Raw genomic sequence first — 16,106 nt, 5'->3', positions numbered from 1 at the left:
CGCAGCAGGCGTCGTCCTGCCGCGCCCGACACCGGATCATGCGTGGGCTCAGCGGCCGTCGCGCACACGGCTGTGGCGATACCCGTAGCCGAAGTAGATCACCAGCCCGACCAGCGTCCACAAGCCCATCAGCATCCAGTTGTGCAGCGTCATCGCCGACAGCAGCGCAAGGCAGCTCAATACGCCGGCGCTGCAGATCAGCCAGGCGGCCGGCATGCGGAACGGACGCGGCAGTTCCGGGTGGGTGCGACGCAGGATCAGCACGCCGGCGCAGACCGCCGCGAAGGCGATCAGCGTGCCCATCGAGGTCAATTCGCCCAGCACATCCAGCGGGAACACCGCTGCCAGCAGCGCGATGCCGACACCGGTGATGACGGTATTGACATGCGGGGTGCGGTACTTGGGGTGGATGCGGGTGAAAATCGACGGCAGCAGGCCATCGCGCGCAATGATCATGAAGATGCGCGGCTGCCCGATGATCATCACCAGCACCACCGACGACAGCCCGATCAACGCGCCCACTTCCACGACCACGCGTAGCCAGGCCAGCTGCGGATGCGCCGCCACGGCGGTCACCACCGGCTCGTCGGTGCCGAGCAGGGTGTACGGCACCAGGCCGGTCATGACTGCCGCCATGGCGATGTAGAGCACGGTGCAGATCACCAGCGACAGGATCATGCCGATCGGCAGGTCGCGTTGCGGGCGATGCGATTCCTGCGCTGCCACCGACACCGCTTCGAAGCCGATATAGGCGAAGAACACCATCGCCGCGCCGCGCAGCACGCCCTCCATGCCGTACTTGCCCGGGCCTTCGTTGGACGGAATGAACGGGTGCCAGTTGGCCGTGTCCACGTATTTCCAGCCCACCGCGATCACCAGCAGGATCAGGCCGGTCTTGAGGATCACCATGGCCATGTTCATTGCCGACGACTTGCGGATGCCGACATAGCACAGCCAGGTCAGCAGCAGCACGATGCCGGCCGCCGGCAGGTTGGCGATCGCCCCGGTGGGTTGCAGCTTGCCGTCCAGCGGCGCGCTGACAAGTGCGGCCGGCAGGTGGATGTCGAAATGCTCGAGCAGGCTCAGGAAGTAGCCGGTCCAGCTGACCGCCACTGCCGAGGCGGACACGCCATATTCCAGCACCAGCATCCAGCCGATGAACCACGCGGCCAGCTCGCCGAAGGTGGCGTAGGTGTAGGTGTAGGCGCTGCCGGAGACCGGCACCATCGCAGCGAATTCTGCGTAGGCCATCGCACAGAACGCACAGCACACCGCTGCGAGCACGAACGAGAGCATGATCGCCGGTCCGGCATGGTCGGCCGCCGCCTGGCCGGTGATGACGAAGATGCCGCCGCCGATCACCGCGCCGATTCCCAGGGCGGTCAGCCCCCATGGGCCAAGCGCGCGTTGCAGGCCCAGCCCGTCGGCCGCCTCATGGCTGGCGTGCGGGTGTTTGGTGGCCCAAAGTTGTTTGAACATGAAGCGGTTCCGGCTTGGCGCTACGCGCGATCATTGAACAAGAAGACCGGCGTCGCGCGCCGGTCTTGAGAGAAGCTTAGGCCCGTTTCGCGAGGCGACTGTGGTGGACGCCGTAGCCGAAGTAGATCGCCAGGCCGATCACGGTCCAGCCTACGAACACCTTCCAGTGTTCCTGGAAGGCCTGGAAGAACAGGAACAGACAGGCCAACGCGCCCAGGGGACAGATCACCATCGCCAGCGGCACCCGGAACGGGCGCGGCAGGTCGGGCTTGGTGAAGCGCAGCACCAGCACGCCGGCGCAGACCGTGGCGAAGGCGAGCAGGGTGCCCATCGAGACGAGTTCGCCCAGTACGTTCAACGGGATCACCCCGGCCAGCAGCGCGGCGACCACGCCCACGAAGAGCGTGCCGACGTAGGGCGTGCGGAATTTCGGGTGCACCTTGCCGAACAGCTTGGGCATCAGCCCATCCTTGGCCATGGTGTAGAAGATGCGCGGCTGCGCTATCAGCATCACCAGCACCACCGACGACAAACCGGCGATGGCACCGATTTCCACCGCGGTCTTGAGCCAGGTCAGTTGCGGGTGGGCCTCCAGCGCGGTGGCCACCGGCTTGGCGGTGCCAAGCTGGGTGTAGGGCAGCAGGCCGGTCAGCACCGCGCAGACGATGATGTAGATGACGGTGCAGATGGCCAGCGACACCAGGATGCCGATCGGCATGTTCTTCTGCGGATCCTTGGTCTCGCCGGCGGAGGTGGAAACCGCGTCGAAGCCGATGTAGGAGAAGAACACGATGGACGCGGCGCGAAACACCCCGTCCCAGCCGAACTGGCCGGGGCCGGTGTTTTCCGGGATGAAGGGGTGCCAGTTCGCCGGGTCGATATAGGAAATGCCAAAGCCCACGAACAGGCAGATCACCACGACCTTGATCGCCACCACGATCGCGTTGGCGAACGCCGACTGGGTGACGCCGACGTAGCACAGGATGCTCACCGCCGCGACGATCAGCACGGCCGGCAGGTTGACCAGATTCCCGGAGCTGACAAAGCCGTGGCCGTCCCAGGCCAGCGGCGCACCCGCCAACTCGGCGGGGAACGGCAACCCGAGGGTGCCGGTGATGAAGCTGATCAGGTAGGCAGACCAGCCGACTGCAACGCTGGACCCGGCGAACAGGTATTCCAGCACCAGACACCAGCCGATGAACCAGGCGATGCCTTCGCCGAGCGTGGCGTAGGAATACGAATAGGCGCTACCGGAGACCGGCATCATCGCGGCGAATTCGGCATAGCACAGGCCGGCGAAGGCACAGGCGATACCGGCGAACACGAACGACAGCATCACCGCTGGCCCAGCATGGTTGGCAGCCACCTGGCCGGTCAGCACGAAGATGCCGGCGCCGATCACCGCGCCGATACCGAGCATGATCAGGTGCTTGGCTGTGAGGGTCCGTTGCAGCGTGGCTTCGCCTTGCAGGCTGCCTTCGACCGGTTCGCCCGCATCGACGTGGCCGGCGGGCTCGATCGGTTTGACCCTCAACAGAGACTTCAGCATTCGGTACATCCCGTAAGTGGCAAAGCGCAGGCGCATGCGCCCGGACGAATTGGTGCGCCGCATCCCGGTGGGACAGGCAAGCGGCCTACCTTGCCAAAGCTACACGCTCACGACAAGCGCGTACGCAGCATGAATGGCGATAATGGCCGCCTGGCCCGCACCGGGCGACCGAGAACGCGCGATGGTAGATGCAACCCTGCAGCAGCAATTGGCGGCGTACCGCCTGCGTTGGCCGGAGGAGGCCGCGCTGGCAGAGCAGTTCGCACAATTGCTGGACGATGCCACCGATCCGTTCGTGCGCGAGCGTGTCGAAGGTCATTTCACCGGCTCGGCGTGGGTGGTCAGCGCCGACGGCACACGCACCTTGCTGACCCATCACCGCAAGCTGCAGCGCTGGCTGCAGCTGGGCGGGCACGCCGATGGCGACCGCGATCTGGCGCAGGTGGCGCTCCGCGAAGCTGAAGAAGAATCCGGTTTGCCTGGCCTGAGGCTGGCGGATGCAGACCTATTCGATCTGGACCGCCACTGGATCCCGGCACGCGGCGAGGTGGCAGGCCACTGGCACTACGACGCGCGCTACGTGGTGGTGGCCGGCGCGGACGAAGACTTCCAGGTCAGCGAGGAATCGCTGGCCCTGGCCTGGCGCCCGATTGTTGAGCTGCTTGCAGAACCGGAGCTGGACCCGTCGCTGCGGCGCATGGCGGAGAAGTGGTTGGAGAGCCGGGAGGCGTGATTCGGGATTCGGGATTGGCAGAAGCTGGCGGCCGACGCCGATCCACCTAGGGCTTGTCTGCTTCCCACAGCGTGGTTGGACCGACGAACCCACCGGTTGCGGCGAAGCGCTGTACGAATCCCGAATCCCGATTCCCAAATCCCGCTTAATAAAGTACCCGCGTCCGCAAGGTGCCGGTGATCTGTCCCAGCTCGTCCTTCAGTACGCCGGCAAGCTCCTCGCTGGCGCTGACATCGATGACCACATAGCCCACCTTGGGGTCGGTGCGCAGGAACTGGCCGTCGATGTTGACGTTATGGCGCGAGAACAATTCGTTGATCTGCGACAGCACGCCCGGCACGTTGCGATGGATATGCAGCAACCGCAGGCTTTCGGCGTGCTCGGGCAGGGTGACCTCCGGGAAGTTCACCGCCGACAAGGTGCTGCCGTTGTCGCTATAGCGCACCAGTTTGGCGGCGACCTCGATCCCGATGTTGTCCTGCGCCTCCAGCGTGCTGCCGCCCACGTGCGGGGTCAGGATCACATTGTCGTGCGCAGTGAGCGGCGATTCGAACGCGTCGCCATTGCCCTTGGGCTCGATCGGGAACACGTCCACCGCCGCGCCGCCGATCTGGCCGGAGGTGAGCGCCGCATCCAGCGCGTCGATGTCGATGACGGTGCCGCGCGAGGCGTTGATCAGGTGCGCGCCAGGCTTCATGCGGGCGATTTCGGCTGCGCCGATCATGTCCTTGGTCGACGGCGTTTCCGGCACGTGCAAGGTGACCACGTCCGAGCGCGCCAGCAGGTCGTCCAGGTCGATGGCCGCGCGTGCGTTGCCCAACGACAGCTTGGTTTCGATGTCGTGAAAGATCACCTGCATCCCTAACGATTCGGCCAGCACGCCGACCTGGGTGCCGATATGCCCGTAGCCGACGATGCCCAGCACCTTGCCGCGCGTTTCGTGGCTGCCGGCGGCCGATTTCGACCAGCCGCCGCGATGGCATTGCGCGTTCTTCTGCGGAATGCCACGCAGCAACAGGATCGCCTCGGCGATGACCAGTTCGGCCACGCTGCGGGTGTTGGAGTAGGGCGCGTTGAAGACCGGGATGCCGGCCAGCTCGGCCGCGTCCAGGTCCACCTGGTTGGTGCCGATGCAGAAACAGCCGATGGCGATCAGGCGCTTGGCGTGGGCCAGCACTTCGGCGCTCAGCTGCGTGCGCGAGCGGATACCGACGATATGCGCGTCGGCGATGCGGGCGATCAACTCGTCTTCCGGCAGCGATTTGGCGTGCAGTTCGATCTGCGAGTAGCCGGCGGCGCGGAACACGTCGACGGCGGTCGGGCTGATGCCTTCCAGCAACAGCACGCGGATGTCCTGCTTGGGAAACGAGGTTTTCTTCGGCGACATGGGGGAACGCAATGCAGCAATCGGGTCGGCAACTATGCCAGATGGGGTGCGCGATTGGGTGGCCGCCACGCGATGTTCGCGCCGGCAAAGCCCTTGCGGCGCAACGGTTTCAGCTGAATCCAACGCGGCGTCGGCCACGCGTGCGCCGGCTGGACGAGCCGGGCCGGCACTGGCACGCTGTGCGGTTCCTACCGCAGCGCCGCGTGCCATGACCGATCCCCGCATCCTTTCGTTGCAACAGGCCGTGCCTGCGTTGCGTTTGAAGACCGAGCCGGCCGACCTGGAGCATTACGGTCGCGACTGGACCCGCCGCTGGACGCCGAACCCACTCGCGATCGCCTTGCCGGGCTCGGTGGAGGAAGTGCAGGCGGTCGTGCGTTGGGCAAATGCGCAAGGCGTGGCGGTGGTGCCGTCGGGCGGGCGCACGGGCTTGTCCGGCGGCGCAGTGGCGGCCAACGGCGAGTTGGTGCTGAGCGTGGAGCGCTTGAACAAACCGCTGGATTTCAACGCAGTGGATCGCACGCTCACCGTGCAGGGCGGCATGCCGCTGGAAGCGGTGCACAACGCCGCGCGCGAGCATGGGCTGGTGTACCCGGTGGATTTTGCCGCACGCGGCTCGTGTTCGATCGGCGGCAACATCGCCACCAATGCCGGCGGCATCCGGGTGATCCGCTACGGCAATACGCGCGAATGGGTGGCCGGGTTGAAGGTGGTCACCGGTGGCGGCGAGTTGCTGGAACTCAACAATGCGCTGGTGAAGAATTCCAGCGGCTACGACTTCCGCCACCTGATGATCGGCTCCGAAGGCACGCTCGGCATCATCGTCGAGGCCACGCTGCGGCTGACCGACCCGCCGCCGCCCAGCAACGTGATGTTGCTGGCATTGCCATCCTTCGACGTGCTGATGCAGGTGTTCGCCGCGTTCCGCGCGCAGCTGCGCCTGGAGGCTTTCGAATTTTTTACCGATCGCGCGCTGGAGCATGTGCTTGCGCATGGCGCGCAGGCGCCGTTCGCGCAGGTGCACCCGTATTACGTGGTCACTGAATTCGCTGCAGGCGATCAGGCGCAGGAAGCGGCCGCGATGGCGGCCTTCGAGACCTGCATGGAGCAGGGCTGGGTCAGCGATGGCGTGATCAGCCAGAGCGATGCGCAGGCCGCGCAGCTGTGGCGTCTGCGCGAAGGCATCACCGAGGCGCTGGCGCGCTACACGCCGTACAAGAACGATGTGTCGGTGCGCATTTCGGCGATGCCCGCCTTCCTGGCCGAAACCCAGGCCTTGCTGCACGATGCGTATCCGCATTTCGATGTGGTGTGGTTCGGGCATATCGGCGATGGCAACCTGCACATCAACGTGCTCAAGCCCGATGGCACCAGCCAGGCCGATTTCGTTGCAGCCTGCGATCAGGTCACCAAGTTGCTGGCGCAGGCCTTGCAGCGTTTCGACGGCAGCATTTCCGCCGAACACGGCATCGGCCTGGTCAAGAAGGCGTATCTGTGGAGCACGCGCTCTGCCGAGGAAATCGCCTTGATGCGCGGCATCAAACATGTGCTCGATCCTCATCTTTTGCTGAATCCCGGCAAGCTGTTCGAGATGCATGACGCACCTGCCGACACGCGCGCCGGTTAGTCTTCCAGCACCTTCACACGGAATCGATCAGCCCATGATGCGCTCCCTCGTGTTCTGCGCTTTGACGCTGCTGCCGCTGGCAGCGTTCGCATCCAGCCTGGCCGGGACGTCGGCAGGTGCCTCGTCGGCTGGCTCGTCCAATTCGTCCGGCAGCAGCTCCGGCGACGACAAGGTGGTGGCCGACGCCCGCGAAGATGCGGCCGGTTTTGTCGCCAGCGGCGGCGTCATTCGCGGTGCGCGTCTGGAAGCGGCGTTGGTGCAGTTGCGTAGCCGTAGCGACGCGGCGCGGCTGGCCAGCGACCTGGAGCTGGCGCAGTCCATCCTGGCCCAGTGAGTCTGCGCCGGCGGTGCGGCTGGCTGCTGCCGGCGGCCTTGATCGCCCCGCAGGCGCAGGCCGAACTGTTGGTCGAGGTTGTTCCGTCGGACTTGCCTGCGGCGGAGATCGAAGCGAGCAATGCGCTGGTGCAGCTGGTTGCACGGCGATTGCCGCAGGGCTGGACGCAGCGGATGACCGCCCCGATCCAGCTGCAATGGCGCACCGATCTGCCGGCGCAGGTACATGGCCGTGCCATCGGCAATCGCATCCTGCTCGATCGCGCGCTGTTGCAGGCGTGGAGCGCGCAATCGGACGAAGCACGTTCCGATCGCAACGCAGCTGCCACGCGCGCGGCGATGGCAGCGCTCATACACGAACTGGCGCATGTGCTCGATCGCGGCGCAGGCAGCGCGTTGTCGCGCGATCGGCGCCTGCGCGATCTCGCCGGCTGGCAGGTGCGGCCGTGGCGGCTGGGGCGCGGCGCAAACCGGTTTAGCGACCGCAGCCCGGACGGGTACGAGCGCCGCAGCCCGGCCGAGTTCGTTGCGGTCAATCTCGAGCATTACGTGCTGGACGCCGACTATGCGTGCCGGCGCCCTGCGCTGGCGGCGTGGTTTGCGCAGCGCCTCGGGCCGCCGCAGGGCGCTGTGCGCTGCGAGAGCGCATTGCCGTACCTGCAGGCCGACAACGATGCCGGTGCGATGTCGTTGCTGTCGCTGGATCCGGCACGCGTGTACGCGGTGGATTATCTGCTTGCCGAGGGTAACGAGCAGCCGATGAGCCGTTGGGGCCATAGCATGTTGCGCCTGGTGATCTGCGCCCCCGGCCGTGCGCCGGGCCCGGCATGCCGGCTGGATCTGCAATATCACCGCGTGCTGTCGTTCCGCGCCTTCGTGGGCGATGTGCAGATTTCCAGCTGGCGTGGGCTCACCGGTTCGTACCCGTCGCGGCTGTTCGTGCTGCCGTTGAACCAGGTCGTCGACGAATACACCAAGGTGGAATTGCGCGCCCTGTCGTCGGTGCCGCTGACGCTGGCGCCCGATGAGATCGCGGCCCTGCTCAAGCGCGCCGCGCAGGTGCATTGGAGTTACGACGGGCGCTATTACTTCATCAGCAACAACTGCGCGGTGGAAACCTACAAGTTGCTGCATGACGGGGTGCCGCGTCTGGCTGCAGCGAACTTGTCTTCGATCATGCCGCGCGGTCTGCGGCAACGATTGCAGCGTGCCGGCATCGCCGATCTGCGGGTGCTGGACGACCCTGCACACGCCATCCGCCAGGGCTATTACTTCGAATCGGCGGCAGCGCATTACCAGGCCATGTTCGATGTGCTTCGGCGTGGCATCGCAGTGCCGCAAACTACTGTCGCGCAGTGGCTGGATGCCGCGCCCGAGGTGCGCGCGCAATGGTTCGACCGCGGTGGTCTGCGCGAAACTGCAGCGGCGCTGTTGCTGGAACAGGCGGCCCTGCGTCGTCAGGAATTGCTGGCGCGCGATGCGCTCAAGCGCCTGGTGCAACAACCGGGCATGGCCGCGCGCGACGCGGTGCAGGGCCAGCTGCAGGCGCTGTTCGCACGGCAGGCGCAACTCAGTCATCCGGCGGTGCTGTCGGGCAGCACGGGGTATGGCTTGCCGCAAGCGGAGGAGCAGCAACGGCTGAGTGCGCGCGTGGCGCAGGAAAGCGCGGTGTTGGTCGATGGCTGGAAGCAGCTGCAGCGGGCTGGACGCCAGCAATTGCCCGCCGACGTACGCAATGGCTTGGAGCAGGGCGAAGCGAATGTGGAACGTTTGCGTGCGCACCTGCGTGTGCTTGCGCGCGGCGATGCGGCGGCCGACAACGTGCAGCCGGACATGCGCATGCCTTTGCAGGTGCAATAGCGATCGGGCGACGCGAGGGGCGCAGTGGGAGCCTCTCTCCCGCCGGGGCGAAAAGGCAGGGCTTGCGCGGCACTGGCACGCAGGCCTTCGTGCGCCCGCATTGCAGGCGCGGGTAGGGGTGCGGGGTAGTGCGTGAAGCCGTCGGTGATTCACCTCTGACGACGCGTGGCGACACGTTCATCATCGCGGCTACTGACAGTTCTCTGCGGCGCCCCTCATCTGGCGCTACGCTCCATCTTCTCCCTTATCAAGGTGATGGGAGACGGGATACACCGCGCGCACCTCAGTACGTGCGGCGAGCGCTTCTCCCGTCGGGAGAGGGGGTGGGGTCAGGGTACGGCTCGACGCTATCGTGCAGGTCCAACTGCACGAGGCTTCGCCTTACTTTCATACGGCGCTAAGCGCCACCGTCTCCCCATGAAGTGACCAATGTCCCGAGTGGAGAAGGGATACCTCAGCCGGCGGGTTGCAGCTCCGCTTGCACCGCATACTGGCGCAGCCACTGGCTGATGTGCGCATCGTTGCGGTACTGCTGCATCAGCTTGGCCAGACGTGCCGGTGCAGGCGTGCAGAACTGCGCAACTGCCACTTCGATCTCGTGGCGGCGATCGGCGTCGTAGGTTCTTCGCCAGCGAAATGCACGCAGGTGTCGTAGTCGTCCACCAGCGCGCGTACGTCGTCGGGCATGCCGCACAGGCCGGCCGGGTGCTGCAGCCATTCTTCCTCCACCTTGGGGTCGGTGCAGGTTGCCGCAGCCGGCGCCGCCGCGGGCGTCGGTACCGGTCTGGCGGTGCAGGCAGCCAGCAGCCCCAGCGACAGGGCTGCGAGCAGGCGACGCATCAGTCGGCGCGACCGGCAAATTCGCCCGTGGTGGTGTTGACCAGCACGCGTTCGCCGTTGGTGATGTACTCGGGCACCATGATTTCCATGCCGGTGTTGAGCTTGGCCGGCTTGGGCCGTTTGGTGGCGGTGCCGCCCTTCAATTCCGGCGGAGTCTCCACCACTTCCAGCGTCACCGTCTGCGGCAGTTGCACGGCTACCGGCTGGTCGTCGATCACTTGCACATAGATGCCGGTCAGGCCATCGGTGATGTAGCCGGCGTCGGTGCCGATCACGTCCGCATCCAGCGTGTACGGGGTGAAGTCTTCATCGTCCATGAACACGAACGCTTCGCCGTCCTTGTACGAGAACGTGGACTGTCGGCGCAGCAGCTCGACTTCCGGCAGGTTGTCGTCTGCATCGAAGCTGGCGTCGGTTTTGATCCCGCCCGGCACGCTGTACATGATGAAACGAAAGCGCACATTGCCGCCGCGGCCCTGCGGCGAGCTGCGTTCGATGTCGCGGATCTGGTAAATGCCGCCGTTGTATTCGACGACGTTGCCTTTCTTGATGTCGTTGGCTTTCATGGGCTGAGTCAGAGATTAGGGATTGGGGATTTTGGGATTGGCAAGAACAGGATTGCAGGAGGCGGGGAGGGCACGGGGTTCTCGCTGTGACGAATCCCCACTCCCGAACCCCCAATCCCGGCTACTTCGGTGCCAACCGCACGCCGCCGTCCAGGCGGATCACTTCGCCGTTGAGGTAGCGGTTGCGCAGGATAAAGGCGACGGTGTCGGCGTATTCGTCGGGCTGGCCGAGGCGCGAGGGGAACGGGATGGAGGCGGCCAGCGATTGCTGCACGGCCTCGGGCATGCCGTCGACCATCGGGGTCCAGAACACGCCCGGCGCGATCGTCATCACGCGGATGCCGAAGCGCGCCAGTTCGCGTGCCATCGGCAAGGTCATGCCGACCACGCCGCCTTTGCTGGCCGCATACGCGGCCTGGCCGATCTGGCCCTCGAATGCGGCGACCGAGGCGGTATTGACGATCACGCCGCGTTCGCCGTCATCGCCGGTGGTGTTGTGTTGCATGACATCGGCCGCAGCCTTGGCCACATTGAAGCTGCCGACCAGATTCACCAGCACGGTGTTGCGAAAGGTGGCCAACGGCATCGGCGCTTCCTTGCCCAACACGCGGCCGGCGCCGAGGATGCCGGCGCAATTGACCACCAGATTCAATCCGCCCAGCGCCTGCGCAGCTTGCGTCACATTGGCCGCGACCTGGGCCTCATCGGTGACGTCGGTGGCGAGGTAATGCGCGTTGCCGGCACCGAGCAGCGCCAGCGCCGCCTCGGCCCTGTCGGCGTTGACGTCGAACAGCGCGACCTTGCCGCCGTCGGCCACCAGGCGCTGTGCGACGGCCAGGCCGAGGCCGGAAACGCCGCCGGTCACGATGGCAAGAACAGAAGATGGCTGCATGCGGTGGTTCCCTGAGTAACGTTGATGGCCGGTGGTAGCGGCAAACGAACGAGCGGCGGAGCGGGCGGCAATTCTAGCCGAAGCCCCTGCGTGATCGCGGTGGTAGGTGATGCACGATTGCGCGGGCAGCAATCCCTCAGTCGGCGGCAGCCAGCGCCTTGCCGACCTTGCTGCCGGTGTCGCGACCGAGCAGCTGCGCCAGCCAGCGGCCGGTGCGGGCCAGGGCGGGCAGGTCGATGCCGGTGGGCATGCCCAGCCCGTGCAACAGGTACACCACGTCTTCGCTGGCAACGTTGCCGCTGGCGCCCTTGGCATACGGGCAGCCGCCCGCACCGGACACGGCCGCATCGATCACGCGGACGCCTTGCTCCAGGCATGCAGCGATATTGGCCAGCGCCTGCCCATAGGTATCGTGGAAATGCACCGCCAACGCCTGCATCGGCACCGCCTGCGCCACTGCGGCCAGCATCTGACGCGCCTTGAGCGGCGTGCCCACGCCGATGGTGTCGCCCAGCGAGATTTCATAGCAGCCGAGCGCGTGCAGACGTTGCGCCACATCGACCACATCGGCCACCGGCACCTCGCCCTGGTACGGGCAGCCCAGCACGGTGGAGACGTAGCCGCGCACGCGCACACCGTCGAGCGCGGCCTGCTGCAGGATCGGCCGGAACCGTTCGATCGATTCGTCGATGCCGGCGTTGGTATTGGTGCGATTGAACGCCTCCGACGCGGCGGTGAAGACCGCCACTTCCTGCGCCCCGGCCGCGCGTGCGCGTTCGTAGCCCTGCAGGTTGGGCACCAGCACCGGATATGCGATGCCCGGCACCTGCGCGATGCCGGCAAACACCGCGGCGGCGTCGGCCAGCTGCGGTACCCAGCGTGGGCTGACGAAGCTGGTCGCTTCGATCGTGCGCAGCCCGGTGGCCGAGAGTTGATCGATCAACGCGATCTTGTCGGCAGTGGCGATCGGTTGCGCTTCGTTTTGCAGGCCATCGCGTGGGCCAACTTCGACAATGCGGACGAAGTGGCTCATGCGCTTACATCGCTGTGCGCATGACGGCGTGCAGACATCGCCGCAACCTCATGCAAGGTGGCGGTCGAATGCGCGAACAAGGAAACCAGGGACATCGGAAAGAGACTCATGCGGGGAGGTGGCAGACCGCTTCGCAATTGTTGCCGTCAGGGTCGAGCACGAAAGCGCTGTAATAGTGGGCGTGGTAATGCGGGCGCAGGCCGGGTGCACCGTGATCGCGGCCACCGGCGGCCAGCGCAGCGCGATGAAACGCATCGACGCTGTCGCGGTCGGTCGCCGTCAGCGCGACATGGGTGCTGCCCGGCGTCTGCGCGTGGGAGCCCAGCCAGAGAAACGGGCGCTCGGTGCCGAAACCGGCATGCGCGTGGCCGCCGGTTTGCGCGGCCGTCAACTCCACCAGCAGCGTGATGCCCAGTGGCGCAAGCGCGGCCCGGTAGAAGGCGGTGCTGGTTTGCAGATCGCTGCAGGCCAGGCCGATATGGTCGATGGCGCTCACGCCAGGCTCTCCGGCATCCACGCGGCGCTGCGCTTGTCGAGAAACGCATCCAGGCCTTCCTGGCCTTCGGGGGACACGCGCAGACGGGCGATCAACGCCGCATTGGCGGCATCGATGGCATCGCGGTCGGCAGCTGGCAGCACCGAGCGCACCAGCGCCTTGGCGTTGCCAGCGGCCAGCGGCGCCGCAGCCAGCAGCAGGCGAACCTGGCGCTCCACGGCGATATCCAGCTGATCGGCAGCCACCAGCTGGTGCAGCAGACCCAGCAACTGCGCGGTGCCGGCATCGAAGATCTCGGCGGTGGCGAACCAGCGCCGCGCCTGGCGCGCGCCGATTGCTGCAACCACATAGGGCGAGATGACCGCCGGCAGCAGGCCGAGCTTGCTTTCGGTCAGTCCGAAGCGCGCCTCGGTACAACCGATGGCGATATCGCAGCACGCCACCAGGCCGACACCGCCGCCGAAGGCGGCGCCGTTGACGCGCGCGATGGTGGGCTTGGGCAGTTCATCCAGGGTGCGCATCAGCTGCGCCAGCGCCAGTGCGTCGGCGGCGTTCTCGGCTTCGCTGGCGCTGGCCATGCCACGCATCCAGTTCAGGTCTGCGCCGGCCGAAAAGGCCGCGCCATCACCGGTCAGCACGACCACCCGGGTCTGGGACGCCCGGCCCGCCTCGCGTAATGCATCGGTCAGCGCGGCGATCAGCGTCGCATCGAAGGCGTTGTGGATTGCGGGGCGACGCAATCGCAGGGTACGGACCGCTCCGTGGTCTTCGACGATCAAGCCGGTGTCCTGCATTGCGTACGTCCATGAATGGGATGCGAACCATGATAGCGGGCCGGGTCGCCGGAGCCATGACGCGGTGCGTCGATGCTAGAATTGAGAACCATTCCTAACAATCAGGCCGTCTTTGTGACGCTGTCCGACATGCCTTTGCATCGCGCCGCCATCGTGGACTCCGTGGAGGATCGTCTCCCCAACGACACGATCGCCCGGCGCTTGCGGGAGCTGGGGTTCGTCGCTGGCGAGGAAGTCACGGTGCTGGCCACCGGGCCGGTCGGCCGCGAGCCGTTGTTGGTGCAGGTGGGCTATACGCGCTTTGCCCTGCGGCGCAGCGAGGCTGCGCGCGTACAGGTGCGCCATGCAGGAGGATCGGCATGAGCGCGGCCACCGTCCCGCTGCGCCTGGCGCTGGTCGGCAACCCCAACAGCGGCAAGACCGCACTGTTCAACCAGCTGACCGGCAGCCGGCAAAAGGTGGCCAATTACACCGGCGTCACCGTCGAGCGTAAGGAAGGGCACTTCCGCGCACCCTCCGGACGCGAGTTTGCGGTGCTGGATCTGCCCGGCGCCTACAGCCTGCAACCGGCGAGCCTGGATGAGGCGATCACCCGCGACCTGTGCCGTGGCTTCTATCCGGGCGAGCCGGCGCCGGACGTGCTGGTCTATGTAATGGATGCGACCAATCTGCGCCTGCATCTGCGCTTTGCGTTGGAGTTGCGCGAGCTCGGCCGGCCGATGATCGTGGCGCTGAACATGATGGATGCCGCGCAGCGGCGCGGCATCGTCATCGACCTGCCGGCACTGGAGCAGGCGCTCGGCGTGCCGGTGGTCGAAACGGTGGCGGTGCGGCGCGGTGGTGCCAAGGTGCTGGTCGAGCGGCTCGATGCACAGGCGGCACGCCTGGCGGCGCCCGCCGCCAATCCGCCGGCCGACGGTAATTATCACGCGCTGGTGCGGCAGATCCTCGGCGCAGCGGTGACCATGCCCACCCGCACCTCGCGGGTGGACGACGCGCTGGACCGCTGGCTGCTGCATCCGGTCTGGGGCCTGGTCACCCTGGCGGTGGTGATGTTCCTGATCTTCCAGGCGGTCTATGCCTGGGCCGCGCCGGTCATGGACCTGATCGACGGCGGCACCGCTGCCCTGGGCGATTGGGTCGGCGCGACGTTGCCGGAAGGTCCGCTCAACAGCTTGCTCAAGGATGGCGTCATCGCCGGGCTGGGCGGGGTGATCGTGTTCCTGCCGCAGATCCTGATCCTGTTCGCCTTCATCCTGGCATTGGAAGAATCCGGCTATCTGCCGCGTGCGGCGTTTCTGCTTGATCGCATGATGTCGGTGGCCGGTTTGTCGGGGCGCTCGTTCATTCCGCTGTTGTCGAGTTTTGCGTGTGCGGTGCCGGGCATCATGTCCACGCGCAGCATCCAGGACCCGCGCGACCGGCTCGCCACCATCATGGTCGCGCCGCTGATGACGTGTTCGGCGCGGCTGCCGGTGTATGCGTTGTTGATTGGCGCCTTCATTCCGCAGAAGACGGTGTGGGGCATCTTCAACCAGCAGGGGCTGGTGCTGTTCGGTCTGTACGCTGCGGCCATCGTCAGTGCGCTGCTGGTCTCGTGGACGATGAAGAAATGGCGGCGCGACAAGAGCGAGCACCCGTTGATGCTGGAGCTGCCGTCCTACCGCGTGCCGCAGGTACGCGACTTGGCGCTGGGGCTGTGGGAGCGCGCCTGGATCTTCCTCAAGCGCGTGGGCGGCATCATCCTGGCGCTGACCATCCTGCTGTGGTTCCTGCTGTCGTTTCCCGAGGCGCCGGCCAACGCCACCTTGCCGCCAATCGACTACAGCTTCGCCGGTCGTATCGGCCACGCAATGGCGGTGTTCTTCGCACCGCTGGGCTTCAACTGGCAGATCTGCATCGCGTTGATTCCCGGCCTGGCCGCGCGCGAAGTGGCGGTGGCCTCGCTGGCCACGGTGTACGCGTTGTCAGCAGCCGACGATGACGCGGCAGCGCAGGCGTTGTCGCCGCTGATCAGCGACGGGTGGTCGCTGGCCACCGCGTTGTCGCTGCTGGTCTGGTACATCTACGCACCGATGTGCATTTCCACGCTGGCCACGATCAAGCGCGAAACCAACTCGTGGAAACAGATGACCATCAGCGCGGTGTACCTGTTCGCGCTGGCCTACCTGGCCTCGCTGGTGACCTACCAGCTGGCCGTGCTGCTGGGAGCTGGCTGAGATGACGCTTTCGCTCACGCTGCAATACCTGGTGATCGCCATCGCCGTGCTGGTCAGCCTGTGGGTGGTGATGAAGAAACAGTTTCCCGGTGTGCTGCGTCGCCTGCGTGGCGCGCTTGCGCTTGGGCTGGTGCGTCGCGGGCGACCGGCGTGGATGCAGGCGCTGGGGCGCCGGGTGGCACCGCCGGCCAGCCAAAACGTCTCGGCCTGCGGCGGTTGCGACAGCTGTGGCCCGACCCCGCCCCGCAGCCACTGACATACGTCGTCTGGTCTACACTTGCGCGGCCGCAGGACGCGG

15 protein-coding genes and 1 pseudogene are annotated in these 16,106 nt (G+C 66.3%); 7 read left to right on the top strand and 9 right to left on the bottom strand.

All coding sequences use genetic code 11. The features are described from left to right. Positions 1-48: 48 nt before the first annotated feature. Positions 49-1,479: an amino acid permease gene (locus ACCQ00_RS11540; RefSeq protein WP_039572496.1), complete on the bottom strand. Its 1,431-nt coding sequence runs from the start codon at positions 1,477-1,479 to the stop codon at positions 49-51. A gap of 76 nt (positions 1,480-1,555) precedes the next feature. Further along, positions 1,556-3,028, bottom strand: a complete 1,473-nt coding sequence (locus ACCQ00_RS11535; RefSeq protein ID WP_372353931.1) for an amino acid permease — start codon at positions 3,026-3,028, stop codon at positions 1,556-1,558. A gap of 142 nt (positions 3,029-3,170) precedes the next feature. Between ACCQ00_RS11535 and ACCQ00_RS11530 the strand changes: the two genes are divergently transcribed. After that, entirely contained in the window at positions 3,171-3,761 is a 591-nt protein-coding gene (locus ACCQ00_RS11530) for an NUDIX hydrolase (RefSeq protein ID WP_039572493.1), read from the top strand. Positions 3,762-3,906: 145 nt separating this feature from the next. Here ACCQ00_RS11530 and serA read toward each other — a convergent pair whose 3' ends face one another. Beyond that, positions 3,907-5,148 carry a phosphoglycerate dehydrogenase gene (gene serA / locus ACCQ00_RS11525; protein ID WP_039572491.1) on the bottom strand — a complete coding sequence of 414 codons (1,242 nt, stop codon included), beginning with the start codon at positions 5,146-5,148 and terminating at the stop codon, positions 3,907-3,909. A 208-nt stretch (positions 5,149-5,356) separates the two neighbouring features. On the opposite strand from serA, the gene ACCQ00_RS11520 reads away from it, so the two are divergent. Genes ACCQ00_RS11520 through ACCQ00_RS11510 form a run of 3 tightly spaced genes read left to right on the top strand, consistent with a single transcriptional unit; the run spans position 5,357 to position 8,968 of the window. Further along, positions 5,357-6,775, top strand: coding sequence for a D-2-hydroxyglutarate dehydrogenase (locus tag ACCQ00_RS11520; RefSeq protein ID WP_039572488.1), 1,419 nt, complete (start codon positions 5,357-5,359; stop codon positions 6,773-6,775). A gap of 34 nt (positions 6,776-6,809) precedes the next feature. Continuing rightward, complete coding sequence (locus ACCQ00_RS11515; RefSeq protein ID WP_039572485.1) at positions 6,810-7,109, top strand: DUF2388 domain-containing protein; 300 nt, start codon at positions 6,810-6,812, stop codon at positions 7,107-7,109. Next, entirely contained in the window at positions 7,106-8,968 is a 1,863-nt protein-coding gene (locus tag ACCQ00_RS11510) for a DUF7844 domain-containing protein (protein WP_039572482.1), read from the top strand. Before ACCQ00_RS11515 ends, ACCQ00_RS11510 begins: the two co-directional genes overlap by 4 nt. Positions 8,969-9,422: 454 nt before the next feature. Here the strand turns inward: ACCQ00_RS11510 and ACCQ00_RS11505 are convergent. The 6 genes and pseudogenes from ACCQ00_RS11505 to ACCQ00_RS11480 all read right to left on the bottom strand — a co-directional run bounded on the left by ACCQ00_RS11505 (position 9,423) and on the right by ACCQ00_RS11480 (position 13,589). Continuing rightward, positions 9,423-9,808, bottom strand: a pseudogene (locus ACCQ00_RS11505) (hypothetical protein). Continuing rightward, on the bottom strand, positions 9,808-10,374 hold the full coding sequence (gene yeiP, locus ACCQ00_RS11500) for an elongation factor P-like protein YeiP (RefSeq protein ID WP_039572480.1): 567 nt from the start codon (positions 10,372-10,374) through the stop codon (positions 9,808-9,810). Before yeiP ends, ACCQ00_RS11505 begins: the two are co-directional and overlap by 1 nt. 121 nt (positions 10,375-10,495) lie before the next feature. After that, a complete protein-coding gene (locus ACCQ00_RS11495) occupies positions 10,496-11,266 on the bottom strand; it encodes an SDR family NAD(P)-dependent oxidoreductase (RefSeq protein ID WP_039572476.1) in 771 nt (256 codons plus the stop codon). Between the two features lie 136 nt (positions 11,267-11,402). Further along, complete coding sequence (locus ACCQ00_RS11490; protein WP_039572475.1) at positions 11,403-12,299, bottom strand: hydroxymethylglutaryl-CoA lyase; 897 nt, start codon at positions 12,297-12,299, stop codon at positions 11,403-11,405. Between the two features lie 106 nt (positions 12,300-12,405). Continuing rightward, entirely contained in the window at positions 12,406-12,795 is a 390-nt protein-coding gene (locus tag ACCQ00_RS11485; protein ID WP_039572473.1) for a VOC family protein, read from the bottom strand. Beyond that, positions 12,792-13,589 carry an enoyl-CoA hydratase-related protein gene (locus ACCQ00_RS11480; protein WP_039572471.1) on the bottom strand — a complete coding sequence of 266 codons (798 nt, stop codon included), beginning with the start codon at positions 13,587-13,589 and terminating at the stop codon, positions 12,792-12,794. Before ACCQ00_RS11480 ends, ACCQ00_RS11485 begins: the two co-directional genes overlap by 4 nt. Positions 13,590-13,703: 114 nt before the next feature. Here ACCQ00_RS11480 and ACCQ00_RS11475 point away from each other — a divergent pair, with 114 nt between their 5' ends. From ACCQ00_RS11475 to ACCQ00_RS11465, 3 genes are read left to right on the top strand one after another with little or no spacing between them, the layout of a single operon-like run. Next, on the top strand, positions 13,704-13,952 hold the full coding sequence (locus tag ACCQ00_RS11475; RefSeq protein WP_003486267.1) for a FeoA family protein: 249 nt from the start codon (positions 13,704-13,706) through the stop codon (positions 13,950-13,952). Further along, the gene (gene feoB, locus ACCQ00_RS11470) at positions 13,949-15,808 is read left to right on the top strand and encodes a ferrous iron transporter B (protein WP_017155295.1); all 1,860 of its coding nucleotides are present in this window, start codon (positions 13,949-13,951) and stop codon (positions 15,806-15,808) included. The genes ACCQ00_RS11475 and feoB overlap by 4 nt, the downstream gene beginning before the upstream one ends. A 1-nt stretch (position 15,809) precedes the next feature. After that, positions 15,810-16,064: a DUF6587 family protein gene (locus tag ACCQ00_RS11465; protein WP_039572469.1), complete on the top strand. Its 255-nt coding sequence runs from the start codon at positions 15,810-15,812 to the stop codon at positions 16,062-16,064. Positions 16,065-16,106 lie beyond the last annotated feature (42 nt).

The organism is Xanthomonas sp. NCPPB 3761 (genome assembly GCF_041475705.2).
In the GTDB taxonomy this organism is placed as follows: Bacteria; Pseudomonadota; Gammaproteobacteria; order Xanthomonadales; family Xanthomonadaceae; genus Xanthomonas; species Xanthomonas phaseoli.
Note: the sequence above shows the minus strand (reverse complement) of the source record. Positions and strands in the feature narration are given on the sequence as shown.